Source organism: Amycolatopsis sp. NPDC006125, assembly GCF_040614195.1.
Taxonomy (GTDB): Bacteria; Actinomycetota; Actinomycetes; order Mycobacteriales; family Pseudonocardiaceae; genus Amycolatopsis_E; species Amycolatopsis_E tucumanensis.
Genome location: NZ_JBEXTZ010000022.1, coordinates 1 through 25,444, shown reverse-complemented (window position 1 = coordinate 25,444; position 25,444 = coordinate 1). Strand labels below are relative to the sequence as shown.

The 25,444-nt window shown below is 72.1% G+C and carries 25 protein-coding genes and 1 tRNA gene; 23 read left to right on the top strand and 3 right to left on the bottom strand.

Going from position 1 to position 25,444, the window contains the following annotated elements; all coding sequences use genetic code 11:
• Positions 1–38: 38 nt before the first annotated feature.
• From ABZ193_RS13830 to ABZ193_RS13815, 4 genes are all read left to right on the top strand, one after another.
• Entirely contained in the window at positions 39–833 is a 795-nt protein-coding gene (locus ABZ193_RS13830) for a hypothetical protein (protein ID WP_020422666.1), read from the top strand.
• Between the two features lie 110 nt (positions 834–943).
• Positions 944–1,444, top strand: a complete 501-nt coding sequence (locus ABZ193_RS13825) for a hypothetical protein (RefSeq protein WP_235716294.1) — start codon at positions 944–946, stop codon at positions 1,442–1,444.
• 167 nt (positions 1,445–1,611) lie between these two features.
• Positions 1,612–3,690: a dTMP kinase gene (locus ABZ193_RS13820; RefSeq protein WP_235716295.1), complete on the top strand. Its 2,079-nt coding sequence runs from the start codon at positions 1,612–1,614 to the stop codon at positions 3,688–3,690.
• Positions 3,687–4,895: a DNA polymerase III subunit delta' gene (locus ABZ193_RS13815; protein ID WP_020422663.1), complete on the top strand. Its 1,209-nt coding sequence runs from the start codon at positions 3,687–3,689 to the stop codon at positions 4,893–4,895. The genes ABZ193_RS13820 and ABZ193_RS13815 overlap by 4 nt, the downstream gene beginning before the upstream one ends.
• Positions 4,896–4,948: 53 nt before the next feature.
• Here the strand turns inward: ABZ193_RS13815 and ABZ193_RS13810 are convergent, their stop codons facing one another.
• Positions 4,949–6,586, bottom strand: a complete 1,638-nt coding sequence (locus tag ABZ193_RS13810; RefSeq protein ID WP_027936565.1) for a hypothetical protein — start codon at positions 6,584–6,586, stop codon at positions 4,949–4,951.
• A 115-nt stretch (positions 6,587–6,701) separates the two neighbouring features.
• Here ABZ193_RS13810 and ABZ193_RS13805 point away from each other — a divergent pair.
• Positions 6,702–6,775: transfer RNA gene (locus ABZ193_RS13805), tRNA-Thr, on the top strand.
• Positions 6,776–6,843: 68 nt separating this feature from the next.
• Positions 6,844–7,629, top strand: coding sequence for a class I SAM-dependent methyltransferase (locus tag ABZ193_RS13800; protein ID WP_020422661.1), 786 nt, complete (start codon positions 6,844–6,846; stop codon positions 7,627–7,629).
• Here the strand turns inward: ABZ193_RS13800 and ABZ193_RS13795 are convergent.
• On the bottom strand, positions 7,546–8,235 hold the full coding sequence (locus ABZ193_RS13795) for a Pr6Pr family membrane protein (RefSeq protein ID WP_039791996.1): 690 nt from the start codon (positions 8,233–8,235) through the stop codon (positions 7,546–7,548). The genes ABZ193_RS13800 and ABZ193_RS13795 overlap by 84 nt on opposite strands.
• Positions 8,236–8,406: 171 nt before the next feature.
• Here ABZ193_RS13795 and ABZ193_RS13790 point away from each other — a divergent pair, with 171 nt between their 5' ends.
• The 4 genes from ABZ193_RS13790 (at position 8,407) to glyA (ending at position 11,274) form a co-directional block, all read left to right on the top strand.
• Positions 8,407–8,673 carry a hypothetical protein gene (locus ABZ193_RS13790; protein WP_235716293.1) on the top strand — a complete coding sequence of 89 codons (267 nt, stop codon included), beginning with the start codon at positions 8,407–8,409 and terminating at the stop codon, positions 8,671–8,673.
• Positions 8,674–8,778: 105 nt separating this feature from the next.
• Positions 8,779–9,360, top strand: coding sequence for a TetR family transcriptional regulator (locus ABZ193_RS13785; protein ID WP_020422658.1), 582 nt, complete (start codon positions 8,779–8,781; stop codon positions 9,358–9,360).
• Positions 9,361–9,370: 10 nt separating this feature from the next.
• Positions 9,371–9,892, top strand: a complete 522-nt coding sequence (locus tag ABZ193_RS13780; protein ID WP_020422657.1) for a gamma carbonic anhydrase family protein — start codon at positions 9,371–9,373, stop codon at positions 9,890–9,892.
• Between the two features lie 113 nt (positions 9,893–10,005).
• The gene (gene glyA / locus ABZ193_RS13775) at positions 10,006–11,274 is read left to right on the top strand and encodes a serine hydroxymethyltransferase (protein WP_020422656.1); all 1,269 of its coding nucleotides are present in this window, start codon (positions 10,006–10,008) and stop codon (positions 11,272–11,274) included.
• Positions 11,275–11,332: 58 nt separating this feature from the next.
• Here the strand turns inward: glyA and ABZ193_RS13770 are convergent, their stop codons facing one another.
• Complete coding sequence (locus tag ABZ193_RS13770) at positions 11,333–11,851, bottom strand: inorganic diphosphatase (protein ID WP_020422655.1); 519 nt, start codon at positions 11,849–11,851, stop codon at positions 11,333–11,335.
• 164 nt (positions 11,852–12,015) lie between these two features.
• Between ABZ193_RS13770 and dacB the strand changes: the two genes are divergently transcribed.
• The 13 genes from dacB to folK all read left to right on the top strand — a co-directional run bounded on the left by dacB (position 12,016) and on the right by folK (position 25,305).
• Entirely contained in the window at positions 12,016–14,031 is a 2,016-nt protein-coding gene (gene dacB, locus ABZ193_RS13765) for a D-alanyl-D-alanine carboxypeptidase/D-alanyl-D-alanine-endopeptidase (RefSeq protein WP_020422654.1), read from the top strand.
• 19 nt (positions 14,032–14,050) lie between these two features.
• Complete coding sequence (locus tag ABZ193_RS13760) at positions 14,051–15,103, top strand: zinc-dependent metalloprotease (protein ID WP_020422653.1); 1,053 nt, start codon at positions 14,051–14,053, stop codon at positions 15,101–15,103.
• Entirely contained in the window at positions 15,100–16,059 is a 960-nt protein-coding gene (gene tilS, locus ABZ193_RS13755) for a tRNA lysidine(34) synthetase TilS (RefSeq protein WP_020422652.1), read from the top strand. The genes ABZ193_RS13760 and tilS overlap by 4 nt, the downstream gene beginning before the upstream one ends.
• 3 nt (positions 16,060–16,062) lie before the next feature.
• Positions 16,063–16,617 carry a hypoxanthine phosphoribosyltransferase gene (gene hpt / locus ABZ193_RS13750; protein ID WP_020422651.1) on the top strand — a complete coding sequence of 185 codons (555 nt, stop codon included), beginning with the start codon at positions 16,063–16,065 and terminating at the stop codon, positions 16,615–16,617.
• Between the two features lie 136 nt (positions 16,618–16,753).
• Positions 16,754–17,122, top strand: a complete 369-nt coding sequence (locus ABZ193_RS13745; protein WP_020422650.1) for a hypothetical protein — start codon at positions 16,754–16,756, stop codon at positions 17,120–17,122.
• A 20-nt stretch (positions 17,123–17,142) separates the two neighbouring features.
• On the top strand, positions 17,143–18,468 hold the full coding sequence (locus ABZ193_RS13740; protein ID WP_020422649.1) for a hypothetical protein: 1,326 nt from the start codon (positions 17,143–17,145) through the stop codon (positions 18,466–18,468).
• 37 nt (positions 18,469–18,505) lie between these two features.
• The gene (locus ABZ193_RS13735; RefSeq protein WP_020422648.1) at positions 18,506–19,306 is read left to right on the top strand and encodes an ESX secretion-associated protein EspG; all 801 of its coding nucleotides are present in this window, start codon (positions 18,506–18,508) and stop codon (positions 19,304–19,306) included.
• A gap of 367 nt (positions 19,307–19,673) precedes the next feature.
• Positions 19,674–20,477 carry an ESX secretion-associated protein EspG gene (locus ABZ193_RS13730; RefSeq protein ID WP_020422647.1) on the top strand — a complete coding sequence of 268 codons (804 nt, stop codon included), beginning with the start codon at positions 19,674–19,676 and terminating at the stop codon, positions 20,475–20,477.
• A 199-nt stretch (positions 20,478–20,676) separates the two neighbouring features.
• Positions 20,677–23,028 carry an ATP-dependent zinc metalloprotease FtsH gene (gene ftsH / locus ABZ193_RS13725; protein ID WP_020422646.1) on the top strand — a complete coding sequence of 784 codons (2,352 nt, stop codon included), beginning with the start codon at positions 20,677–20,679 and terminating at the stop codon, positions 23,026–23,028.
• Positions 23,018–23,620 (top strand): GTP cyclohydrolase I FolE, encoded by a 603-nt coding sequence (gene folE / locus ABZ193_RS13720; RefSeq protein WP_027936564.1) that lies wholly within the window; start codon positions 23,018–23,020, stop codon positions 23,618–23,620. Before ftsH ends, folE begins: the two co-directional genes overlap by 11 nt.
• Positions 23,617–24,450, top strand: a complete 834-nt coding sequence (gene folP / locus ABZ193_RS13715) for a dihydropteroate synthase (RefSeq protein ID WP_020422644.1) — start codon at positions 23,617–23,619, stop codon at positions 24,448–24,450. The genes folE and folP overlap by 4 nt, the downstream gene beginning before the upstream one ends.
• Positions 24,443–24,805: a dihydroneopterin aldolase gene (folB, locus tag ABZ193_RS13710; protein WP_020422643.1), complete on the top strand. Its 363-nt coding sequence runs from the start codon at positions 24,443–24,445 to the stop codon at positions 24,803–24,805. Before folP ends, folB begins: the two co-directional genes overlap by 8 nt.
• Positions 24,802–25,305: a 2-amino-4-hydroxy-6-hydroxymethyldihydropteridine diphosphokinase gene (gene folK / locus ABZ193_RS13705; protein ID WP_020422642.1), complete on the top strand. Its 504-nt coding sequence runs from the start codon at positions 24,802–24,804 to the stop codon at positions 25,303–25,305. The genes folB and folK overlap by 4 nt, the downstream gene beginning before the upstream one ends.
• Positions 25,306–25,444 lie beyond the last annotated feature (139 nt).

The window sequence follows — 25,444 nt, the reverse complement described above, 5'->3', positions numbered from 1 at the left end:
CGACCGAAACTGTCGTACCCCGGGTGCACACTGCCCCCGTGACGACGATCGACGAACTGCTGACCGAGGCCGCCCGGCCGGTGCTGGACGCCGTGCCGGAGCGCGCGAGCACCTGGGACCTGTACGCGCCGTACGCGACGGACGACGATGTCGAGCGCATCCGGTATCCGCTGAGCCGGTCGGACGACCCGGCCGACCTGGTGGCCGAGGCCGAAGAGCACAACGCCTGGATGGCGCAGCTGCGGGACTCGCCGTTCGTCGAGGGCGGCGACCTGACGGACGACGCGATGCGGGCGTTCGCGCTGATGCTGCGCGGTCCGATCCGGATGGTGCTCACCGGCGTGCACAGCGGGCTCGACGGCCCGCTGGACGTGCGGGTCTACGCCGACACGGCCGCCGGGGTGCTGTGGAGCTGGCGGCCGGACAGCACGGAGGTCGGCGGCTGGGGTTACCGCGAGCTGCGGACGCTGTTCGACCGGGTGGTCGGGTTCGTGCCCGAGCAGCGCCGCGGCCGGTTCGGCTCGGTGATGCTGCAGGCAGGCCCTTCCGGCGAGCTGGCAGGGCGGGACGCCGAGCAGGCCGGGCGGGTGCGGGAGTTCCTGCGGCGGCCGCGTACCGGCACGACGGTGGTCGATCTGATGGCGTTCGACCGGCGCTGCGCGCAGTTCCCGCGGCTCGGCTACGTCGTGGTGGACAACGACCTGGGGCGGCACGTCCTGGCGACGGTCACCGAACCGGGCGAGGGCACGCAGCTGTTCCTGGTCCCGTCCGACCGCGACCGGCTGGCGCAGTGGATGACCGACGCGGTCGAGGCGGCGATGACCTGTGCCTGAACTTCCGGTTGCGCACAGTGATCACGGGGTTGCCCAGATGGGCGCGTGCGCGTCGCGAAAAGCCCACTACGCTGGGACGAGGTGTTTCCGATCGCACGGGAGTGGTCACCATGGGTCCGGCGAAGGACGACGGTCGTTTCGGCGACGGCACGCAGTCCGGCCTGCCGCCGCTGACGTTCGGCGACGCCGTCTCGGGGTCGGTCGGCGACGAAGAGGGCTACCAGCCGTTGAAGGTGGCCAAGCCGGTCGAGCCGGACCCGGAGAAGGTCCGCGAGATGATCGAGGCCATGTCGGACAAGCCGGCGACCCCGGCCGAGGTGCCGGCGGACGACACACCGCCAGCGGCTCCGGCCCCCGCGGTGCCGCCCGCGCCGCCGCTCGGCATCCTGCCGCGTCAGCGCACGTGGACCGGGCGCCAGCGGATCGGCTCGTGGGCGAAGCCGTCGTTCCGCCTGCCGCGGCCGGGTCAGAGCGGCTCGGTCCGCAGGGCGAAGCCGTCCAGCGGGTCGGCGGCGTTCCTCGTCGCGATCCTGCTGATGGTCGTGTTCGGCGTGCTCGCGATCCAGTTCCTGTCCAGCCTGATCGACACCCTCACCGGCATCTTCGAGTAGGCCGCGACGGGACGATCTTCGCGTTTCGGACGCGTACCGCCCACCACGACGGGCACTCTCAGATCGACAGAGCTACCCTGGCCCCACGGTTGGGGGATGCCGGTTTGTCGCGCGAGGGGTTCCCCAGCGCCACGGGAGTGAGTGGGGTGGGTCCGATCAGCGAGGTCGTGCACGTGGAACCCGGCGCAGGAAGTGAGGCGCCGGCAGGGCGTGACGCCTCGACGATCCACCGGGCCCGGCGGGTCCTCGCGATCCGGCCGTTCCGGCGGCTGTGGGGCGTCACCTACCTGTGCAGCGTCGCGGACTGGCTGACCATCCTCGGCCTGACCAGCCTCGCGACCCAGCTGACCACCAACTACACGGCGCAGAACTTCGCCTTCACCGGCGTCCTGCTCTCCGCGCTGCTGCCCGGCCTGATCTTCGCCCCGCTCGGCGGCCTGCTCGCCGACCGCTTCGACCGGCGCAAGGTCATGTTCGTCGCCGACCTGTTCCGCTGCGGATTCCTGCTGTCGGTCGCCTTCGTCGGCACGTCCTGGTGGCTCTACATCGCGAACTTCCTGGCCAGCGCGAGCGCGATGATGTGGATCCCGTCCAAGGAGGCGGCGGTCCCGAACCTGCTCAAGCGCCCGGACCAGGTGGAGACGGCCAACCAGCTCGGGCTGGTGATGACGTACGGGCTCGCCACGGTCACCGCCGGCGGTCTCTACGCGGTGGTGACGCGGATCGCGGCCTCGGTCGGCCTGCCCTCCGGGTTCTTCGGCGAGCTGGGCGTCGCCAAGGTCATCGTCGTGCTCATCGCGCTGCTGTACCTGGCCAGCGCGATCCTGGTGCTGACCCGCATCCCGGAGCTGTCGGTCCGCAAGCCGCGGATGGCCGAGGTCTCACACGAGCAGGCCGAGAAGGCCGCGAAGCCGGTCGCGGAGGCGGACAAGCCCGGGCTGGGCGCCCTGGTCAAGGACGCGGGCAAGTACGTGCGGAGCACGCCGCTGGTCCGTGGCCTGCTCATCGGCGCGGCCGGCGCGTTCGCCGCGGGCGGCGCGGTGGTCGGGTCGGCCAAGCCGTACTCGTCGAGCCTGCTGGCCGGCGACTCCGCGTGGGGCCTGCTGGTCGTGGCCGTGTTCATCGGGCTGGCGACCGGCATGGGCGGCGCGCCGAAGCTGGCCCGGCGGCTCCCGCACGACCGGCTCTTCGGCATTTCGATCGTGCTCGCCGGCCTGGCGTTGATCCTGGTGGCGTTGTCGCCGCACCTGACCGTGTCGCTGATCGCGGTCGCGATCGTCGGCGCGTGCGCGGGCGCGGCGTTCCTGACCGGCGTGACGATCATCGGCTCGCAGGTCGACGACGCGATCCGCGGCCGGATCAACGCGATCTACCAGTCGATGATGAAGATCATCGTGTTCGGGTCGGTCTCGCTGGTGCCGCTGCTGATCGGTCTGACGAAGCCGCGGACGATCACGGTCTGGGGCAACCCGATCATCATCGACGGCACCCGCCCGGTGATGCTTGGCGGCGGCGCGCTCGCCGCGGTCGTCGGCATCATCGCCTACCGGCAAATGGACTCGCGCCGGTCCGAGCCGATCATGGCGGACCTGCGCAACGCGATCCGGCGCCGTCCGCGCCGCGTGAACGGCCTGCTCATCGCGCTGGAGGGCACCACGGCCGCGGACACCGCCGTGCAGGCGTCCAAGCTCGCCGAGTGGCTGCGGTCGGCCAGTCCGCGCCCGGTGGTGCTGGCCGCGGACCCGGCGCTGGACGACGAGCGGCTCGCCGCGCTCATCGGCAACGCGTCGCTGTCCGGGGCGCGGGCGCAGGCGCTCGCGGCCGCCGCGGTGCGCGCCGACATCGTGGAGCGCAACGTCAACCCCGCGCTGGACGGCGGCGCGATCGTGGTGATGGAACGCTTCGTCGACTCGCCGCTCGCGCACCTGTCCGCCGTCGCCGGGCTGGACGCGAAGGAACTCGAAGGCCTGGCCGACTGGGCCACCGGCCGCCTCCGGCCGGACGTGACGGTGCTGCTGGACGCCGATCCCGGCGCGAACGCGCCCGGCCCGATCTCGGTCGAGGACCAGTGGCGCGTGCAGAACCTGCTCAGCGAGATGGCCGCCGCCGACCCGGACCACTACGTCGTGGTGGACGCCGACGGGCCCGCGGACGAGGTCGGCGACCGGGTGCGCACCGCGGTCACGGCCGTGCTCGCCCAGCGCAAGCTCGGACTGGTGCCGCTGGCCGAGGTGGAGGCCAGGTGACCGCTGTCGTCGCGCCGGCCGGGGTGTGGGCCCAGCTGGTCGGCCAGGACCACGCTGTCGACGTGTTGTCCTCCGCCGCGCGCGCGGCGGCGCAGATCGTCGCGGGCGAGCCGGCGCCACCGGGCGCGATGACGCACGCCTGGCTGCTCACCGGCCCGCCCGGCTCCGGCCGGTCCGTGGCGGCCCGCGCGTTCGCCGCGGCCCTGCAGTGCATCACCGGCACCGGGTGCGGCCAGTGCCCTGGCTGCCGGACGGCGATGCACGGCACGCACGCCGACGTGCGGCTGGTCATCCCGGAGGGCCTGTCGATCTCGGTCGCGGAGATGCGTGCGCTGGTCCAGGCCGCCGCCCGCCGCCCGACGACGGGCCAGTGGCAGGTCGTGATCATCGAGGACGCCGACCGGTTGACCGAGGGCGCGTCGAACGCGCTGCTCAAGGCGGTCGAGGAGCCGCCGGAGCGGACGGTGTTCCTGCTGTGCGCGCCGTCGGACCACCCCGAGGACATCTCGGTCACGATCCGTTCCCGGTGCCGCCTGGTGACGCTGCGGACGCCGGCCGCGGAGGCGATCGCCCGCGTGCTGGTCGAGCGGGACGGCGTCGACCCGGAGCTGGCCGAGTGGGCCGCGTCGGTGTGCGGCGGTCACGTCGGCCGCGCGCGGCGCCTGGCCACGGACGACAACGCCCGCAAGCGGCGCGCCGCGGTGCTGCGGATCCCGCTGGGCCTGTCGCGTCCCGGTGACGTGTTCCGCTGCGCCGACGACCTGATCGCCGCCGCCGAAGCGGACGCGACGGAGGAGAGCAAGGAACGCGACGAGGCCGAGAAGGCGGAGCTGCGCAACGCGATGGGCGGCGACGCGACCGGCAAGGGCGTCGCCGGCGCCAAGCGCGCGGCCGAAGCGGCCGTCAAGCAGCTGGAGAAGCGCCAGAAGTCCCGGGCGACCCGCACCCAGCGCGACACGCTGGACCTCGCGCTGGTCGACCTCGCCGGTTTCTACCGGGACGTGCTGGTGGCGGTCAGCGGCGCCGACGCCCGCTACAACCACCCGGACCACGCCCAGGACATCGAGCAGGCCGCCCGCCAGTGGACGGCGGAGTCGACGCTGAAGCGCCTGGAAGCGGTGCTGGCCTGCCGCGAGGCGATCCTGTGGAACGTCAAGCCGCGGATCGCGGTGGAAGCGATGCTGACGGCCCTGCGCCACGGCTGACGGACGCGTGAAAAAGGGGCGGCCGGTTGCGGCACCGCCCCTTCCTCAGAACGTCAGTCCCGTGGCCGCGGCGACGGCTTCACCGGAACCGCCTTCAACCGCTTCCGGGCCGGGAACGCCGCCACGAGCACGACCCCGAGCAGCAGCATCGCCGTGCCGGTCCAGAACATCGGCACCGCCGAGTAGGCGCCGGCCGTGTAGGCGAGCTTCTGCGGCGCGGCCGGGGGAGCCGCGTTGCCCGGCGGCGGCGTGGTCGTCGTCCCGCACACGACACCGCCCTCGGGCGCGTACGCCCGCCCGATCTGCTCGCCCAGCGACAGCTGCGCCAGCGACGACGGCAGGGAGTCACTGCCCGCCGGGAGGAGGTCCTTCAGTCCGGCGGTCGGCAGGATCTGCAGGTCCAGCAACCGGGCGGAGGCGCCCAGCTGGTAGCCCTTGAACGGGTCGGTGAGGTTCTGGCCCTTCTGGGTCAGCTCGGCGATGCTCAGCCGCAGGACGCCGAGGTCGAGCACCTTGCCCGCGGTGTCGGGGACCTGCTGCAGGCCCTTCTGCGCGGTGGCGACCAGTCCGCCGACCACCGGCAGGTCCTCCAGCGGGCCGAACTGCTGGGACAGACCGGACAGCGGCAGCCCGATCGGGATGTCCTTCGTCGGGTTGGTCGCGTCGAGCGTGTAGAGCACCTTGCCCTGCCGCTCGATCGTGATCACCGGTGCGGTGTACTCGACCTTCGAGGTCTTCTCGTCGCCGGTCGAGGTGACCTTGAGCGTCGGCTGGCTGACGACCTTCAGCGTCAGCTCGAGCGGGGTGCCCTTGAGGATCTCGATGTCCGCGGCCTGCAGCGTGGAGACCGACTGAACCGCCTTGTTGGGCGAACCGGGGATGTCGACCAGCTGCACCACCGACCGCGACGACAGCGTGTTCGGCAGGCTGAGCACGGAGTTCGTGCCGTCGGACTTGGTCTGGTTGCCGCCGCTGAGCAGGCCGCCGAGGGTCTGCAGGCCCTGCGCCGGGTCGAAGCCGTCGGCCAGCTGCACGTTCTGCAGGTCGAGGCCGTCGATCGGCAGGTTCGGCAGCGACGGGATGACGTTGAGCAGCGACAGGCTCGCCAGGGAGGTGCTGGCATCGGCGATGGTGCCGACGCACGGGCCGAGGGTCGGGCTGTAGCGGGCGTGCACCTTGCCGTTCAGCAGGCCGACGTTGAGCAGCGGGTTCTCCGGCGCGTTGAGGCCGCCGGTGAGCGGCTTCTCGTTGTCCGGCAGCGCGGTCTGCACGAGGCTGCCCGGCGCCTGCGGCGCGTTCCCGCCGATCGCGAGCCCGAGCGGGGAGGACTGGGCGATCGACTTCTCGTAGCTGAGCAGCGCCTCGGAGTTCGCCTGCGCGCTGGACAGGCCCATCCCGGCTTCGAGCGCGGACTGCTTGGGCAGCTGCTCGCCGAAGCCGGGCAGGATCGTGCTGGTCGGGACCGAGTTCGGCAGCAGGCGCAGCACGCCGAGCGCGGCGGCCGCGTCGGCGACCGCGTGGCCGAGCGGCTGCGGACCCTCCTGGCCGATGAACGGCGGCTGCCCCGGGTTGGCCGGCTGCGGGGTCGGGGTGGTGGGGATCGTGCTCTGCGCCACGGCGGGCGTGGCCGACAGGACGAGCACGGCCGCGGCGACCGGCAGCGCCAGCGCGCGAGGCATGCGTCGACGCATGTGGAAGGTCCTCCCAGTACGACCGGGCCGATCTTCGAGTGACCGGCGTCGCACAGCCTAACGACGCGGGGGGTGCTGAAGTGACGCGAACGGGGCCGCTACACTAGTTCGTGTTGCCGCCTTAGCTCAGTCGGCCAGAGCGGCTCACTCGTAATGAGCAGGTCAGGGGTTCGATTCCCCTAGGCGGCTCCGGCAACGGTCGGGGGCTCTCCACTCGGAGGGCCCCCGACGTCGTTTCCGGCCTAGGCTCTCCGGCCATGGCCCGCCGCTCCGAGACGATCAGTCCGACCGCCCACTACACCGGCTTCGTGTGGGTGCGCGGCGGGCTCTCCGACCCCGCCTTCGCGACCGCCGAGGGGCGTGTCCTGCACGGGCTGCTGCGGCCGGTCATGGCAGCCAGCGGCGCGCTGGGCGGACCGACGCTCGACGGCTTTCTGCTGGCCCGGCACCGCCTGATCGACCGGCTGCTCACCGACGCCGTCGAGCGCGACGGGATCACCCAGGTCGTCGAGGTCGCGGCCGGGCTGTCCGCCCGCGGCTGGCGGTTCACCCGGCGCCACCCGGGCCTGACCTACCTCGAAGCGGACCTGCCGGACATGGCCGCGCGCAAACGCCGCACCCTGCGCGGCGCGCCTCCCGCCGGGCCCGGGCACCGCGTGGCCGAACTGGACGTCCTCGACGAGACCGGTCTGGACCGGCTGGTGGCCGGCCTCGACCCGGCCCGCGGACTGGTGATCGTCACCGAGGGGCTGGTCAACTACTTCGACGAGCCGGCGCTGCGGGCGATGTGGGCGCGCTTCGCCAGGGCGCTGGGCCGGTTCGAGCGCGGCCGGTACCTGTCGGACCTGCACCTGGCCACTTCGGACTTCGCGGTGCGGGCGTTCGTCCGGGCGCTGTCGGCGTTCGTGCGCGGGCAGGTGCACCTGCACTTCACGGGTGCGGCCGAGGCGGAGGCGGCGCTACTCACGGCCGGATTCGGCCGGGCGGTGCTGCACGTCCCGCCGGAGACGGGGCTCGTCCGGGTCGTCGAGGCCGCGACCTAGCAGCCGGTCGAGCAGCATCGCGCCGAACGCGAGCGCGAGGAACAGCACCGCGATCACCAGGCAGTTCACCGTCACCCGCCCGTACCCGATGGCGGTCACGTCGACGAACGGGTACGGGTAGAAGCCGTCGACCGCGCCGCGGACGAGCGTGAACGCCACCCACGCGAGCGGGTAGACCACCGACCAGCCGATGATCCGCGGGGTCACCGCCCGGCGCGGCCCGAACAGCAGCCACCCGAGCACGCCCAGCAGCGGGGATGCCGTGTGCAACAGGAAGTCGGCCACCCACGCCCATCCGGTGAGGTCCTGGAGATCGGCCAGCACCAGGTGGAACACGATGCCGGTGACCGCGATCGCGAGCACGCCGTCCAGCCTCAGAGCGCGGAACACTGTGGACGTCCGCAGTGGACGGATCGCCAGCAGCAGACTCGTGAATCCCACGATCAGGTTGGACTGGATCGTGAAGTAGGCGAACACGTTGGCCATCCGCGCGGCCGCCGAGTCGTAGCGGCCGCCCATCACTCCCGAGGTGACGAACAGCTGCGTGACCACGCCGATCAGCACCACCAGCGCGTGCACACCGAACCAGACGCGAGCGATCCTCATAGTCGCAACGTAACCGCTCCGGTACTTCGGGTGACGCTCGACACACCGGCGCCCGCGAATAGTCCCGCCGATCACCGGCAAGCCACCCGGCGAGGCCGAAAACGGCTTCGCGCAAGGAGAAAACGCCTCATCTGCCGCTCGTCGGCAGAGAAAGGACGATCGAGAATGCGCATGATCACTCGCACTGTCGCCGCCGGCGCCATCGCCCTGCCGCTGACGCTCGGGGCCGCCGGGATCGCCTCCGCGGACACCGTCGAGGAGCACGAGGGTGTCGCCTACGAGCAGGTGTCGGCGACGGCGGGCCCGGACGGCGCGTCGTACAGCGCCACCGCCGCGGCCGCCGAGGAAGGCACGTACGCCGACCACAGCGACGACGGCACGTACGCCGACCACGACGATGACGACGACGGCGGTCTGCTGGACATCCTGGACCTCTGACGCCGCCCGGTCCGGACGGCCCCCGGGACGAGCACCGGGGGCCGTTCAGGACACCGGTCCCGAAGGTTAGGCTGGGCGTCCTCGTCGTTCCAGGAGGACACCGCAGTGACCGTCACCCCGCCGGGGCAGCGCGAGCGGCTCTCGCCGAACCAGCTCGCCAAGCAGGAGCAGATCGTCGAAGCCGCCCGGCAGGTGCTGGCCAGGGACGGGCTCGCCGGGTGCACCGCCCGCGCCATCGCCGACGCGAGCCCGCTCACCAAGAGCGCGATCCACTACTACTTCAGCGACACCGACGTGCTCGTCGACCGCGCGATGGCCGCGCACGTCACCACGTTCCTCGACGACCTCCGCGCGGTGGCCGCCCGCCACGACGACCCGAGGGACAAGCTGTGGGCGGTACTGGAGGCCTACCTCGACGCCTTCACCGAGCGCCCCAACTCCGCGTTCCTGTGGTTCGAGTACTGGATCGCCGTCAGCAGGGCCGACCACCCGGAGGCGATCGAGGCGATGCTCCGGTCGGTCACCGAACTGCTCACCGAGCTGCTGGCGGACGTCGGCGTCATCGACCCGCGGGCCCGCGCCCGTGCCCTGATGTCCTACCTGCTCGGCGCGGTCGTGCAGCAGCGCGTCCGGCGGCGCCCGTTCGCCACCCTCCGTGAGGAGATCGAGTCGCTCTGTCTGCCCTAAGGTTCGGGGTATGCCTCTGTTCTCCTTCGAGGGCGTGAGCCCCACCGTGCACCCGGACGCCTGGATCGCGCCCACCGCGACCCTGATCGGCGACGTCGTCATCGAAAAGGACGTCTCCATCTGGTACGGCGCGGTGCTGCGGGCCGACTTCGGCAAGATCATCGTGCGCGAGGGCGCCAACATCCAGGACAACTCGGTGGTCCACGTGAACACCGGCGTGTGCGAGATCGGCCGCAACGTCACCGTCGGCCACATGTGCCTCGTGCACGACTGCACGGTCGGCGAGCAGGCCCTGATCGGCAACGGCTCGACCGTGCTGGACCAGTCGGTGATCGGCGAGCGCGCGCTGATCGCCGCCGGCTCCACGGTCACGCCTGGCACCCAGGTGCCGCCGGAGGTCATCGCGATGGGCAGCCCGGCCAAGAAGTTCGTGCCGCTGACCGACTCCGCGAGAGGCTGGGTCGACCACAACGCGGCCATCTACCAGCAACTGGCCAAGCGGCACGCGGAAGGCGTGGCACCGGTCGACTAAGCTGGGACGCGTCCGTTTCAGCGACTGGCGCCGTAGAGGTGGAGCACCACCGGGAAGCGACCGACGAGGCCGGCACCGCGCGCCTGGGTGTGGCCAGTGTCAGGAGTAGGAAGATGACGCACCAGCCAGCCATCCCCGAGCTCACCGCTGCCGACCCGCAGATCGCCGGACTCGTCGAGGACGAGGCGCGCCGCCAGGCGGAGAAGATCCGCCTCATCGCCTCCGAGAACTACGTCTCCCAGGCGGTGCTGGAGGCCACCGGCTCCGTCCTCACCAACAAGTACTCCGAGGGCTACGCCGGCAAGCGGTACTACGAGGGCCAGCAGTTCATCGACCAGGTCGAGCAGATCGCGATCGAGCGCGCCAAGGCGCTGTTCGGCGTCGACCACGCGAACGTGCAGCCGTACTCGGGCTCGCCCGCGAACCTGGCCGCCTACCTCGCCTTCGCCAGCCCCGGCGACACCGTGATGGGCATGGCGCTGCCCGACGGCGGCCACCTCACCCACGGCTGGTCGGTCTCGGCCACCGGCAAGTGGTTCAACCCGGTCCGCTACGGCGTGCGCAAGGAGACCGGCCGCGTCGACCTCGACCAGGTGCGTGAGCTGGCGCTGGAGCACCGCCCGAAGCTGATCTTCGCCGGCGGCACCGCGATCCCGCGCACCATCGACTTCCCGGCCTTCGCGGAGATCGCGAAGGAGGTCGGCGCCGTGCTGGTGGCCGACATCGCGCACATCGCCGGCCTGGTCGCCGGTGGCGCGCACCCGTCGCCGGTCGGCCACGCGCAGGTGATCACCACCACCACGCACAAGACCCTGCGCGGCCCGCGCGGCGCGATGATCATGACCGACGCCGACCACGCGAAGGCCATCGACAAGGCCGTGTTCCCCGGCCTGCAGGGCGGCCCGCACAACCACACGACGGCCGCCATTGCCGTCGCGCTGGGCGAGGCCGCCAAGCCGGAGTTCCGCGACTACGCCCACGCGATCGTCGCGAACGCCAAGGCGCTGGCCGAGGCCCTGATCGAGCGCGGTTTCGACCTGGTCTCCGGCGGCACCGACAACCACCTGCTGCTGGTCGACCTGACGAGCAAGCAGATCGGCGGCAAGCCGGCCGCGCAGGCGCTGGACCGCGCCGGCATCGAGCTGAACTACAACACGGTGCCGTTCGACCCGCGCAAGCCGTTCGACCCGTCCGGCATCCGGCTGGGCACCGCGGCCATCACCACCCGCGGTCTCACGCCGGAGCACCAGCCGCAGATCGCCGAGTGGATCGACCGCTCGATCGCCGCGGCGGCCGCGAACGACGAGGACGCGATCAACAAGATCGCCGGCGAGGTGCGCGACCTGCTCGCCGCCTACCCGATCCCCGGCTACCGGGCCTGATCGAAACGAGAAACGCCCCTTCCCCGCGCGGGGAAGGGGCGTTCTTCGTTGGGCGCACTCAGTGGTGCTCGCCGCCCTCGGCGGCCTCCTTCGCGAGCCGGTCGATCTCACGCTGGTAGGAGCGCTTGATCTCGGCCTCCGCCTCGGACCGGCCCACCCACTGCGAGCCCTCGACGCTCTTGGCCGGCTCCAGGTCCTTGTACACCTGGAAGAAGTGCTCGATCTCCAGCTTGTGGAACTCGTTCAGGTGGTGGATGTCGCGCAGGTGCTCCAGCCGCGGGTCGTCGGACGGCACCGCGAGGACCTTGTCGTCCGGCCCCTTCTCGTCCGTCATCCGGAACATGCCGATCGCGCGGCAGCGGATCAGGCAGCCCGGGAACGTCGGCTCCTGGACGAGCACCAGCACGTCGAGCGGGTCGCCGTCCTGCCCAAGGGTGTCGTCGATGAAGCCGTAGTCGGCCGGGTACTGGGTGGCCGTGAACAGGGTCCGGTCCAGGCGGATGCGACCGGTCTTGTGGTCCACCTCGTACTTGTTGCGCTCCCCCTTGGGGATTTCGATCGTGGCGTCGAACTCCACGGCGTCCTCGCTGACCTCGTCTTTTCCCGCCGGTACCGGCGGCTTACGGTTTCGCTAACTTGTTCTCACTAGTGTGGACCACGCGCCGTTGGGAAGTCGCACTGATGTCGTCTTGACAACAGTGAGTTTGCCCGCGGTGTGTCGCCGGTCTGGAGGAGGGGTGCGTGCCGAGCAACGAACAGCCCGAGTGGCCGTCGGAAGACACCGACGCCGGCAGCGGGGAGAGTTCCGCTGACGGCGGCGCCACGGCCCAGCTGCCGGTGCCCGGCAAGGTTTCCCTGCCCGAATCGCCGACGTTGTTCGTGCCTGCCGAGCGGGACGCGGAGAAGACCCAGTTCATCCCGGCGGCCAAGCCGGACGCGGAAAGCACGCAGGTCATCGACCTGCGGCAGGTGCCGGAGCAGGAGACCGAGCCGCATCGGGTCCCGCGGCCGCAGCCGCCGCAGTCTGCGCAGCAGTCGGCCGAGTCGGTGCAGCCGCGGCCGCAGCCCGCGCCGCCGGAGCACCGGCCACAGCAGCCCGCCCAGCAGCAGCCGCCGCAGCAGTCCGCCGAATCGGCGCAGCCGCGGCCGCAGTCCGCCCAGCCGCCGCAGCAGTCGGCCCAGCAGCAGTCCGCCGCCGAGCCGTCGCAGCCGCGGCCGCAGCCCGCGCCGAACCACGAGCCGTCGCAGCCGGTGCCGCCCGCGGCCGTTCCGCCGGTGCAGCCGATGCGGATCGAGCCCAGCGGCGAAATCCACCCCGCGGAGGCGACCACCGGCGAGGAGAAGCCGCCCGCCGAACCCGAGGCGAAACCGAAGCGCCGCCGCAAGGGCGTGCTGATCGGCAGCATCGTGGCGCTGGTGCTGGTCGTCGCGGTGGGCGCCGCGCTCGCCACGCCGTACGTCTCCAACCGCCTCGGCCTGCCGTGGGCGCCGAACCTGCCGAAGGGCGACAGCCCGCAGCCGGTGCCGGTGGCCCTCTCGCTCAAGGCGCCCAGCGCGTCGGCACCGGAACCGACGTCGTCCGGGGTGTCCTCGGCGCTGGCAGGCCCGGCCGCGAACGCCGCGCTGGGCACGCTCACCGGCGCCGTGATCGACCCGGCGACCGGCGAGCTGCTGTGGGACCGCAACTCCGGCCAGTTCCGCACCCCGGCGTCCACCACCAAGCTGCTGACCACCTCCGCCGCGCTGCTCGCGATGGACCCGGGCACGCAGCTGAGCACCAAGGTCGTGCAGGGCTCGTCGCCGGACACCGCCGTGATCGTCGCGGGCGGGGACATCACGCTGTCCTCGCTGCCCGCCGGGCAGCAGTCGGTGTACGCCGGCGCCGCCCACCTCGACGACCTCGTCGCGCAGGTGAAGCAGGCCAGTGGCGGCGCGATCAAGAAGGTCCAGATCGACACCTCGATCTGGTCCGGTGCGCAAACCGCGCCGGGCTGGGCGCCCGACGACGCCCCGATCTACACCGCCGCGATGACGCCGGTGATGCTCGACGGCGGCCTCACCGACCCGACGAACGACCACTCGATGCGCGTCGCCCAGCCGGCGAACACCGTGTTGCAGACGTTCGCGCAGCGCCTCGGCGCGACCGCGTCCGGCCAGGCGACGGCGCCGCAGGACGCGAAGGTGCTCGGCGAGGTGAAGTCCGCCCCGCTGAGCGAGCTGATCGCGCACGCGCTGGAGGCCTCGGACAACACCCTCGCGGACGCGATCGGCCGGATGACGGCCATCGCGACCGGCGCCGACGCGTCGTTCTCCGGCGCCGCGCAGGCGACCCTGTCCGTGCTGTCCCAGAACGGGTTCGACGTCTCCCAGGTCAAGCTGAGCGACAACAGCGGGCTGTCCCCGCAGAACAGCGTCCCGGCGAAGCTGCTCGCGCAGGTGCTGGCCGTCGCCGCGGGACCGGACGGCAAGGACCCGCGCACCGCGAAACTGCGCCCGATGCTGGCCGGGCTGCCGGTGGCCGGCGGCAGCGGCACCCTCGCCGACCGCTACGACGCGCCGAACTCGCGGTCCGGCAAGGGGTGGGTCCGCGCCAAGACGGGCACTCTGTCCGGCGTCCACACGTTGGCAGGGGTAGTGCTGGACGAGGACGGCCGGGTCCTGGTGTTCGCGTTGATGTCCGACGGCGCCGACCAGGACCCCGCGCGGGCGGCACTGGACGTCGTCGCGGCCTCGCTGAGGGGCTGTGGTTGCCGATAGCTTCGGGAAGGTGAACACGATGAGCGAGGTTGCGTCCCGGCCGGTCGTGGACTGGTCACTGGCCGCTTCCACGGGCGCCTTCCTCGCCCGTGGCGGGCCGGTGGTCTCCCGCGAGGAGGCCGGCCTGGCCGTGACCGAGCTGCGGGAGCTGTCGCTCGACGCCGAGGCACACGTCCGCGAGCTGACCGGGCTGGGCGCCGGGCTGCCGCTGCTCCCCGGTGACGTGGTGGACCGGCCCGGCTGGGTGCGCTCGGCCGCCGCCGGGCTCGACGCGCTCACGGCGAAGGCGTTGCCGCCGAACCCGGCGGGGCCGCTGGGGCCGGTCCTGGCCGGTGGCGCCGGCGTGCAGACCGGCGTGGTGCTGGCCTTCCTGGCCTCCCGCGTGCTGGGCCAGTACGACCCGTTCGGCGGCCCGGACGGCGGCGGGCGGCTGCTGCTGGTGGCGCCGAACGTGGTCACCGCGCAGCAGGCGCTGCACGTGCCCGGCCGCGACTTCCGGCTGTGGGTGTGCCTGCACGAGAGCACGCACCGGCTGCAGTTCACCGCCGTCGGCTGGCTACGCGACTACTTCGCCGACGAGGTCGAACGCCTGGTCGGCGGCCTCACCGGCGACGACGACGGGATGACCGACCTGCTCGGCAGGCTGCCGGACGCGCTGCGCGAGGCCCGGCGCGCCAAGGCGGACGGGCTGGTCGCGATCGGGCAGCTGCTGCGCTCGCCCGAGCAGCGCGAGGTGTTCGACCGGCTGCTGGCGCTGTCCACGCTCCTGGAAGGGCACGCGGACTACGTGATGGACGCGGTGGGGCCGAGCGTGGTCCCCAGCGTCGAGACGATCCGCGCGCGGTTCACCGAGCGGCGCAAGGGCGGCGGCCTGCTGGACCGGCTGCTGCGGGCGCTGCTCGGGGTGGACGCCAAGATCCGCCAGTACGCGCAGGGCGCGGCCTTCACCCGGCACGTCGTCGACCGGGTCGGGATGGCCGGGTTCAACGCCGTCTGGACCTCGCCCAACACGCTGCCGACCCGGGCCGAGATCGGCGATCCCGAGGCTTGGGTGCGGCGCGTCCACCCGTGACCGGGCCGCACCCCGCGGTCGCCGCGGTGCGCCGCGCGGTGCGGAACCTGCTGGCGGAGTGCCCCGGCGTGCCGGCGATCGACGTGGCGTTGTCCGGTGGGGCCGACTCGCTGGCGCTCACCGAGGCCGCCGTGTTCACCGGGCGGCGGCTCGGGCTGCCGGTGCGGGCGCTGGTCGTGGACCACGGGCTGCAGGCGGGCTCCGCGCGCGTGGCCGAAGAGGCGGCCGGGACGGCGCGCAAGCTCGGCGTGGACTCCGCCGAAGTCCTGACGGTCGAGGTGACCGGCCCGGGTGGCCCTGAGGCGGCCGCCCGGAACGCCCGTTATGCCGCGCTCCGCGCGCATCACCGCGGCATCGTCCTCCTCGGCCACACCCGCGACGACCAGGCCGAGACCGTCCTGCTCGGACTCGGCCGCGGCTCCGGTCCGCGCTCGATCGCCGGCATGCGTGCTGTGGATCTCCCGTGGGGTAGGCCACTCCTCGACGTGCCCCGCGCGACCACCAGGGACGCCTGCCGCGCGCTCGGCCTGACCCCGTGGGAGGACCCGCACAACAGCGATCCGCGCTACACCAGGGTGCGCCTGCGCGCGGAAGTGCTGCCGCTGCTGGAAGACGTCCTCAACGGCGGGGTCGCGGCGGCGCTCGCCCGCACGGCCGCCCAGCTCAGGGAGGATTCCGAGGCGCTCGACGCGCTCGCAGCGGACTTCCTGGCGCGGCACGGGAAACCGGACATCGGGGAGCTCGCGCCGCTGCCCGCATCCCTCCGCAGGAGGATCCTGCGGAACTGGCTCACCGCGCACGGCGCGCGCGACCTCACCGACGCCCACCTGCGGTCCGTCGACGCGCTGGTCGCGCGGTGGCGTGGCCAGGGCGGTGTTTGGCTACCCGGCGGCTTGGTGGTGACCCGGACGCATGGCAGGCTTGCCATGAATCCACCGGAAACAAGAGGGGACTGACCCGTGTACGAAGGCGAGATCGCCTCCGTCCTCATCACCGAGCAGCAGATCAACGACAAGATCACCGAGCTCGCCAAGCAGATCGCCGCGGACTACGAGCGCGAGACCTCTGCCGGCGACCTGCTGCTGGTGGGCGTGCTCAAGGGCGCCGTCATGTTCATGACCGACTTCGCCCGCGTGCTGCCGATGCCGGCGCAGCTGGAGTTCATGGCCGTCTCCTCGTACGGTTCGTCCACGTCGTCCTCCGGCGTGGTGCGGATCCTCAAGGACCTCGACCGGGACATCACCGGGCGGCACGTGCTGATCGTCGAGGACATCGTCGACTCCGGACTGACCCTGTCCTGGCTGCTGAAGAACCTGGCGAGCCGCAACCCGGCGTCGCTGGAGGTCGTCACGCTGCTGCGCAAGCCGGAGGCGGTCAAGGTGGACGTGCCGGTGCGGTACGTCGGCTTCGACATCCCCAACGAGTTCGTGGTCGGGTACGGCCTCGACTACGCGGAGCGCTACCGGGACCTGCCCTACATCGGCACCCTTGATCCGAAGGTGTACGGCGCCTGAACACGGTGCGTGAGCACCGGAAATTCGTGAACCCGAACGTGCCGGAACGCGTCATAAGTGTCGGTGCGGTGCGTTAACCTACGCGAACGAGGGTGACGCGCCGCGATGCGGTACGGACGTGGGGTAGGGAGAACTGATGGGGAGCTACGCGGACGCCGCGGCGTTCCGGAACGCCGCCGTGAACGGGCAGCTGGGGGTCGACCCGGACGCAGCGCAGGCTGTTCTGAAGAAGATCCGCCTCGGCAAGGACCAGGTGGAGAACCTGCTGCGCAACGCCGGAGCCCTTGCTGAGCCGCCCAAGCTCGGCAACAACCCGGTCGGCAACGCCATCGCCGCGAAGTTCGTGCAGCGCGCCGACGGGGGCGGTGAGTCGTACGCGACCGCGCTGCGCAACCTCTACAACCAGTACCAGCAGGCCGAGGACGCCATCGTCGCGGCGATGAGCCACTACGACAAGATCGAGCAGGCCGCCGAAGACGCGCTGGCGTCCGGTCGCCAGGTCTGAAGGCGGGGGGACCGATCACGATGACTTCTCCGAGCAACGAGCCCAGAGGCGAGGCCGTCCAGCTGGGCGACAACGGCGAGTCCGCCGCGCTGGTGCAGCAGGCGCGCAACAGTGCGGGCGGGTTCACCTACGGCGGCGACCGCGCCATCGCGAGCCCGCCGAACTGGGCCTCGCAGGAGAGCAACCAGCTCTACCTCGGCGCCACCCAGAACAACGACCCGGCCACGGCCGAGGCCACCGGGCGGCAGTGGCAGTCCCACGGCGACAGCCTGCACCAGGCGGCCGACGACCTGTACAACGCGATCGCCGAGCTGGGCAACGCGTGGATCGGGCAGGGCTCCGGTTCCGCGCAGGGCGCACTGGTCGGCATCGCGAACTCCAGCAAGCAGGCCGGCGACGCGGCGCACACCATGTCGAACCGGATGGCGCAGCAGGCCGCGGCGGCGGCCGAGGTCAAGAAGATGCCCGCGCCGAAGGAGTTCGACCCGGCCAAGCAGACCGCGGCGATGCTCGCCGGCGGCCCGGCCGCGATGGTCGCCGACATGAAGGTGCAGGCCGACGAGGCCCGCGCCGTGCACGCCCAGCAGGTCCAGTACTTCAACGCCTACACCCAGGCGATGTCCGAGGTGGACAGCGCGACCCCGAGCTTCGGCCCGGAGTCGCTCGGCCTGCCCGCGGACGGCCGCTTCGGCGGCACCTCGGCGCAGTCCGTCGGGGCCGGCTCCGGCGCGGTGCCCGGCGGCCTCGGGTCGGTCGGGCTCGGCCCGGTCGGCGGCGTCACCACCGGGATCCCCGGCGGCGGCGCGGCGGGCTTCGCCGCCGGTGGCCAGCCCGGTGGCGCCCCCGGTCCGCACGGTGTCCCGGCGGCTCCCGCTCCGGCGGCAGGCGCGGCCTCCGGCGCGGGTCAGGTGACCGCGGCGCCGACGTCGTCCGGCGGTGGCGGTGCGGCGGCGCTGGGCGCGGTGGCGGGTCTCGGCACGGCGGGTCTCGCCGCGGTGGGTGGCAAGGCCGCTCTCGGCCGCGGCAGCAAGTCCGGCGCCAAGGAGCGCCCGGCGGCCGACGAGACGGCGGCCAGCTCGGACCAGTCGCAGCAGGCCCACGGCGCCGCGCAGCAGCAGGCCCAGCAGAGCCTCATGAACACCGGTGGGACCATCGGCGGGGCAGGCACCCCGCCGCCGGCGTCCGGCATGGGCGGCGGCATGGGTGCCGGCGCGCAGGGCTCGGAGGACGAGGAGCACACCCGTGCCTCCTTCCTCGTCGAGGCCGACCCCGACGAGGCGTTCGGCGCCAACGTGGCGACCGCGCCGCCGGTCATCGGGGCCTGGAACGACGAGGACGACCGCTGATCCGGCGCAACCGCGCGAACCGGGAAAGAGGGACTTGATGGCGCGAGCGGAGCTGCTCACTCCGCTGGAACTGGACTTCCTGTGGGAGTCCTTCGGAGCAGGCGAACTGCCGTACCCGCTGGAGGTGCGCTCGCACGGCGCGACGATGGACGAGCGTGCCGAGCTGCGGCGGCAGACCCTGGACCGGCTCGCCGCGCGTGGCGCGGCCGACGGCCGGGGCCGCCCCGCGCCGCACGTCGAGGAGTTCTTCGAGGTGCTGGCCGGGTCGGAGACCAGCCTGGACAGCGTGCACATCACCGCGCCGGACGCGCGTCCGCTGCTCGCCGTGGCGGCGGCGCTGTCCGGGCGCGGTGTGCTCGCGGTGCACGACGAGCGGGGCTTCCACTTCCAGCCGATGCCGGCGGACGGCCTCGCGAGCGCCATCGTGTCCCTGCTGCCCGCCGCCCGGCGGGGCAGCGAGAAGTCGATCACCGTGCCGCTCGAGCAGCTGATGACGGCCACCGGGGCCGACTTCCTGCAGCGCCGCACCGCGGCCGGCGGGCGGACCAGCGTGGACGACGACCGCAAGGCGCTGGCCCGGCTGCAGGCCCAGCCGCGGCTGCGCGGCGGGCAGATCGGCGCCAACGCCCGCAGCCGCAGCGGTGCGAAGACGAGGCCGCCGGTGCTGAGCTGGTTCGACACCGATGACGGCCGCTACTTCACGCAGGCCAGCCGCGGTCACGACGGGCGCGACTGGATCACCATCGCCCCCGCTGACGCGGCGAACCTGCGGCACCGGCTGGGCGAGATGCTGGTCAGCGCCGCCGGCGAGACCCTGGCGCCGGGTGGTGCCTGGTGACCGGTGTTGTGCAGGCCCGCGGGCGGCGCACCGCCACCCCGGCGGCTGCGGCGAACCTGAGGCAGCGGCCCACCGCCACCCCGGCGGCTGCGGCGAACCTGAGGCAACGGCCCACCGCCGCCCTCGCGGGTGCGGCAAGGTCGCGACTCTGGGTCGCCACCGCCCCCCGCCGACGCGGCGAACCTGCGGCACCGGCTCGGCGAGATGCTGGTCAGCGCCGCCGGCGAGACCCTGGCGCCGGGTGGTGCCTGGTGAACCACCTCATGAAGGCCGGTTGTAGCCAGAGCCGGCTCGTAGCCGCCTCCGCCGATGCCGCGCCCCCGATGGCCCACGCGGCCGGCGAGACCCCGACCCCGGAGAGCGCCCGGTGAACCGCCCCGAATTCTTCACCCCGATGACGTTCGACTTCCTCTGGGAGGCGGCCGGCATCGGCGAACTGCCGTACCCGCTGCAGGTGCGCTCGCACGGCGCGACCATGGACGAGCGCGCGCGGCTGCGGCAGCGGGCCCACGAGGAGCTGAAGGCCCGCGGCCTGCGCGACCACTACGGCCGCCTCGACCCGCGCGTCGAGGACTGGTTCCGGGTGCTCTCGCAGGGCACCACCAGCATCGACGCCGTGCACATCCCGGACTTCCAGGTCCCGCCGGTGTCGATACTCGCCGCCACCGACGGCACGCTCGGCGTGGTGGCGATCCAGGACGCCGACGGCATCTGGATCCGGCCGGCCTTCCCCGAGGGCCTGGCCTCGACGGTCGTCGACCTGCTGCCGCCGGGCACGCGTGGCACGGAGGCTTCCATCACACTTCCGGTCGACGAGGCGCTGCGGATCCAGCCGGCCAGGACGGCCGTCCCGGTCGGCGGCGACCCGAAGCCGCGGCGCCGGTCGCTGTCCGAGGGCTCCTCCGACCCGCGCGAGGCCTACGCCCGGCTGGCCGGCCAGCCCCGGCTGCGCGGCGGTCAGCTGGCCGCGAACAGCAGGTCCGAGGTGAGCGGTCGTCGCAGGTCACCGGTGCTGGGCTGGTTCGACACGGCCACCGGCCGGTACCTGAGCCTGTCCCGGCCCGGCGCCGACGGGCGGGAGTGGGTGACCGTGTCCTCCGCGGACGCGAAAACGCTGCGCACCAGGCTGGGCGAGATGGTGGCGGGCGTCACAACCGAGCCGGGCAACTGACCCGGACCGCTCCGGGGAACCAGACCACGGCACCGGCCGTTGACCTGCTTGAGACTCGTGCAGGTGCCCATGTCGGCCGGACTGTACCCTGGATGGACGGGGTGTTCCTCGCACACCGCAAGTTGTTGTCTACACCGTGACGGCGGATGTGACATCTACCGCCTAGCCAGGGAGGGTCGAGGCCGAACGGCCGAGGCATATGGACCGGAAGCGCCTGCTCAGGAACCCGCTGCTGTGGATCGTCGCGGTTGTGTTGATCTTCCTCGCGGTCAACACCCTCTTCGACAGCGACCGTGGATACACCCAGGTACCCACTTCACAGGCGATCGCCCAGATCACCGGCAACAACGTGAAGGAAGCGAACCTGGAGGACAAGGAGCAGCAGCTCAAGCTGTCGCTCACGAACAAGATCGACGTCGACGGCCAGCAGGTCGACCAGATCATCACCTCGTACCCGTCGCAGTCGGCAGGCACGATCTACGACCAGCTGATCAAGCTGCAGAACGTCAAGTTCAACACGACGGTCACGCAGCAGGGCTTCTTCACGCAGATCCTGTACTACATCATCCCGCTCGGCCTGCTGCTCCTGCTGCTGATGTGGATGATGAACAACGCCCAGGGCGGCGGCAACCGCGTCCTCAACTTCGGCAAGTCCAAGGCCAAGCAGCTGAACAAGGACATGCCGAAGACGACGTTCGCCGACGTGGCGGGCGCCGACGAGGCGGTCGAAGAGCTCTACGAGATCAAGGACTTCCTGCAGAACCCGGCCCGCTACCAGGCGCTGGGCGCGAAGATCCCCAAGGGCGTGCTGCTCTACGGCCCGCCCGGCACCGGTAAGACGCTGCTCGCGCGCGCCGTCGCCGGTGAGGCCGGCGTGCCGTTCTACACGATCTCCGGTTCGGACTTCGTCGAGATGTTCGTCGGTGTCGGCGCCTCCCGCGTCCGCGACCTGTTCGAGCAGGCCAAGCAGAACGCCCCGTGCATCATCTTCGTCGACGAGATCGACGCGGTCGGCCGCCAGCGCGGCGCCGGCCTCGGCGGCGGTCACGACGAGCGCGAGCAGACGCTGAACCAGCTGCTCGTCGAGATGGACGGCTTCGACTCGCGTGGCGGCATCATCCTGATCGCCGCGACCAACCGCCCGGACATCCTGGACCCGGCGCTGCTGCGCCCCGGCCGCTTCGACCGGCAGATCCCGGTGTCCGCGCCGGACCTGGCAGGCCGCCGCGCCATCCTCGAGGTGCACTCGAAGGGCAAGCCGCTCGCGCAGGGCGTCGACCTGAACGCGCTGGCCAAGCGCACCGTGGGCATGTCGGGCGCCGACCTGGCCAACGTCATCAACGAGGCCGCGCTGCTCACCGCCCGCCAGAACGGGCACGTGATCACCGACGCGGCGCTGGAGGAGTCGGTCGACCGGGTCATCGGCGGGCCGGCGCGCAAGAGCCGGATCATCTCGGAGCAGGAGAAGAAGATCACCGCCTACCACGAGGGCGGGCACGCGCTCGCCGCGTGGGCGATGCCGGACCTGGAGCCGGTCTACAAGCTGACCATCCTGCCGCGCGGCCGGACCGGTGGGCACGCGCTGGTCGTCCCCGAGGACGACAAGCAGCTGATGACCCGCTCCGAGATGATCGCCCGGCTGGTGTTCGCGATGGGTGGCCGCACGGCGGAGGAGCTGGTCTTCCACGAGCCGACCACCGGCGCGTCCTCCGACATCGAGCAGGCGACCAAGATCGCCAAGGCGATGGTCATGGAGTACGGCATGAGCGCCCGCCTCGGCGCCGTGAAGTACGGCCAGGACCAGGGCGACCCGTTCCTGGGCCGGTCCGCGGGCCGTCAGGCGGACTACTCGCTCGAGGTCGCGCACGAGATCGACGAAGAGGTCCGCAAGCTCATCGAGACCGCGCACACCGAGGCGTGGGAGGTGCTCAACACCTACCGCGACGTGCTCGACGACCTGGTCCTGGAGCTGCTGGAGAAGGAGACGCTCAGCCGCAAGGACCTGGAGCGGATCTTCGCCACCGTCGAAAAGCGGCCGCACATCACCGTCTTCAACGAGTTCGGTGAGCGCACCCCGTCGGACAAGCCGCCGATCAAGACGCCCGGCGAGCTGGCGATGGAGCGCGGCGAGCCGTGGCCGCCGCCGGAGAAGAAGCCGGCGCCGCGCCAGGTGCCGACCCCGGTCGGAACCGCGCCGGGCGGCAGCGACCTGCCCGGTGGCCCGCCCTACAGCCAGCCGGAACCGCCGTCGAACCCGTACGCGCCCCCGTCGGGCGGGAACTACCCGCCGCCCAACGGCGGTGGCCGCCCGTACGGCCCGAACGGCACCGGTCAGTGGCCGCAGCCCTACAACGGCGGCAACCAGTCCGGCCCGCCGAACTACGGCGCGCCTCCGGGCTGGACCCCGGCGACCCAGCCGGGTGGTCAGACTCCGTGGCGCCCGAACCAGGGCGAGCAGCCGCGGCAGGGTGACTGGTTCGGTGGCTCCGAGGAGGGGCAGGGCCAGCACCGGCGGAACCCCGACGAGCAGGACGGTCAAGATCGACAGTGAGCTGACGCCCGAGGAGGGGCCGGTCTTCGATCAGGCGCGCGCCGAGAAAGCGGTGCGTGAGCTGCTGGAGGCCGTGGGCGAGAACCCGGACCGGGAGGGCCTTCGGGACACTCCGGCCCGGGTCGCCCGTGCCTACCGGGAGATGTTCGCCGGGCTGTACAGCGATCCGGCGTCGGTGCTGGAGCGCACGTTCGACGAGTCGCACGAAGAGCTCGTCCTGGTCACCGACATCCCGATGTACAGCACGTGCGAGCACCACCTGGTGCCCTTCCACGGCGTCGCGCACGTGGGTTACATCCCGAACAGCCACGGCAAGGTCACCGGCCTGTCGAAGCTGGCCCGGCTGGTCGACCTCTACGCGAAGCGCCCGCAGGTGCAGGAGCGGCTGACGTCGCAGATCGCCGACGCGCTGGTGCGGAAGCTGGAGCCGCGCGGGGTGATCGTCGTGGTCGAGGCCGAGCACCTGTGCATGTCGATGCGCGGCATCCGCAAGCCGGGCGCGCGCACCACGACGTCGGCCGTGCGCGGCATGCTGCAGACGTCGGCGACCTCCCGGGCGGAGGCGCTGGAGCTGATCAAGGGCCGTCGATGACCACCGGGGCGCCGGACCGCTGTCTGGTGATGGGCGTCCTGAACGTCACGCCGGATTCGTTCTCCGACGGCGGCCGGTACCTCGACCTGGATGCCGCGCTGGCGCACGCGCACGAGATGTGGGCGCGCGGCGCGGACATCATCGACGTCGGCGGCGAATCCACCCGGCCCGGTTCGTCCCGGGTGGACGCGGAGACCGAGACCGCTCGCGTGTTGCCCGTGGTGCGTGCGCTGGCGGCCGACGGCCTGCGGCTCTCGGTGGACACCACCCGCGCGGCCGTCGCGGAGTCGGCGCTGGACGCGGGCGCGGAGATCATCAACGACGTGTCGGGCGGCCTGGCCGACCCGGACATGGCGAAGGTGGCCGCGAGCAGCCAGGCGCCGTGGGTGCTGATGCACTGGCGCGGGCACAGCAAGGACATGAACGCGCTGGCCGAGTACGACGACGTGGTCGAGGACGTGCGGCGCGAGCTGCAGGCGCGGGTCGACGCGGCGCTGGCCGCCGGGGTCGCGCCGGAGAAGATCGTCGTCGACCCCGGGCTGGGGTTCGCCAAGCGCGCCGAGCACGACTGGGCGTTGCTGAACCGGCTGGAAGTCTTCCTGGACATGGGTTTCCCGGTGCTGGTGGGCGCTTCGCGCAAGCGGTTCCTGGGCAGCCTGCTGGCCGACTCCGGTGGTGCCCCGCGCCCGCCGGACGGCCGGGAGGACGCGACGGCGGCGGTGTCGGCGATCGCCGCGGTGAAGGGGGCGTGGGGCGTGCGGGTGCACAACGTGGGTTCGTCGCTGGACGCGGTCGCGGTCGCCGCGGCGTGGAGGCGCGGGCGTGCCTGACCGGATCACGCTCACCGGGCTGCGCGTGTTCGGGCGGCACGGGGTGTTCGAGCACGAGAAGCGGGACGGGCAGGAGTTCGTCGTCGACATCGTGGCGTGGCTGGACCTCGCGCCCGCCGCCGCTTCGGACGATCTGACGCAAACCCTGCACTACGGCGAGCTGGCGCAGCTGGCGGCGGACATCGTCGGCGGTGAGCCGTACGACCTGATCGAGAGCGTGGCGGGCCGGATCGCGGACGAGGTGCTGAAGGACTCGCGCTTGTCGGCGGTCGAGGTGACGGTGCACAAGCCGTCCGCGCCGATTCCCTTGAACTTCGCGGACGTGGCGGTGACCGTGCACCGGGAGCGCGCGTGAAGGCGGTCCTGTCGCTGGGTTCGAACCTGGGCGACCGGCTGGCGTACCTGAAGTCGGTGATCGATTTCTTCGGGCCGGCGGTGGTCGCGGTGTCCAGTGTGTACGAAACGAAACCGTGGGGCGTCGAGGACCAGCCGGACTTTCTCAATGCGGTGTGCATTGTGGACGATCCAGAGCGGGACGAGTGGTCGTGGCTGCGGGCGGGCCAGGAGCTGGAACGCCGGGCAGGCCGGGTGCGGGAACTGCGGTGGGGGCCGCGCACGCTGGACGTCGACGTGGTCACGGTGGACGGGGTGCGCTCGGACGACCCGGAGCTGCTGCTGCCGCACCCAGGGACGCCCGAGCGCGCGAGCGTGCTGATCCCGTGGCTGGAAATCGACCCGGCCGCGGTACTACCCGGCCACGGCCCGGTCCGCGACCTGCTGGCGGCCCGCCCCGACTCCGACCGCCAGTCAGTGCGCCTGCTGCAGCCCTTCCCGCGCCAGCAGCGGTGCCCTTGATCTTTGAACAAAACCGAAGCTGGGTGGTCATCCCGTCGCCTGACACGCAACGATCACCTTGAGCCAGGGCCGCAAGCCAGGCCGCCAACCGGCAGCCGAACATGCCAACCTTGCGGCCCTGGCTCAAGGTGATATGCAC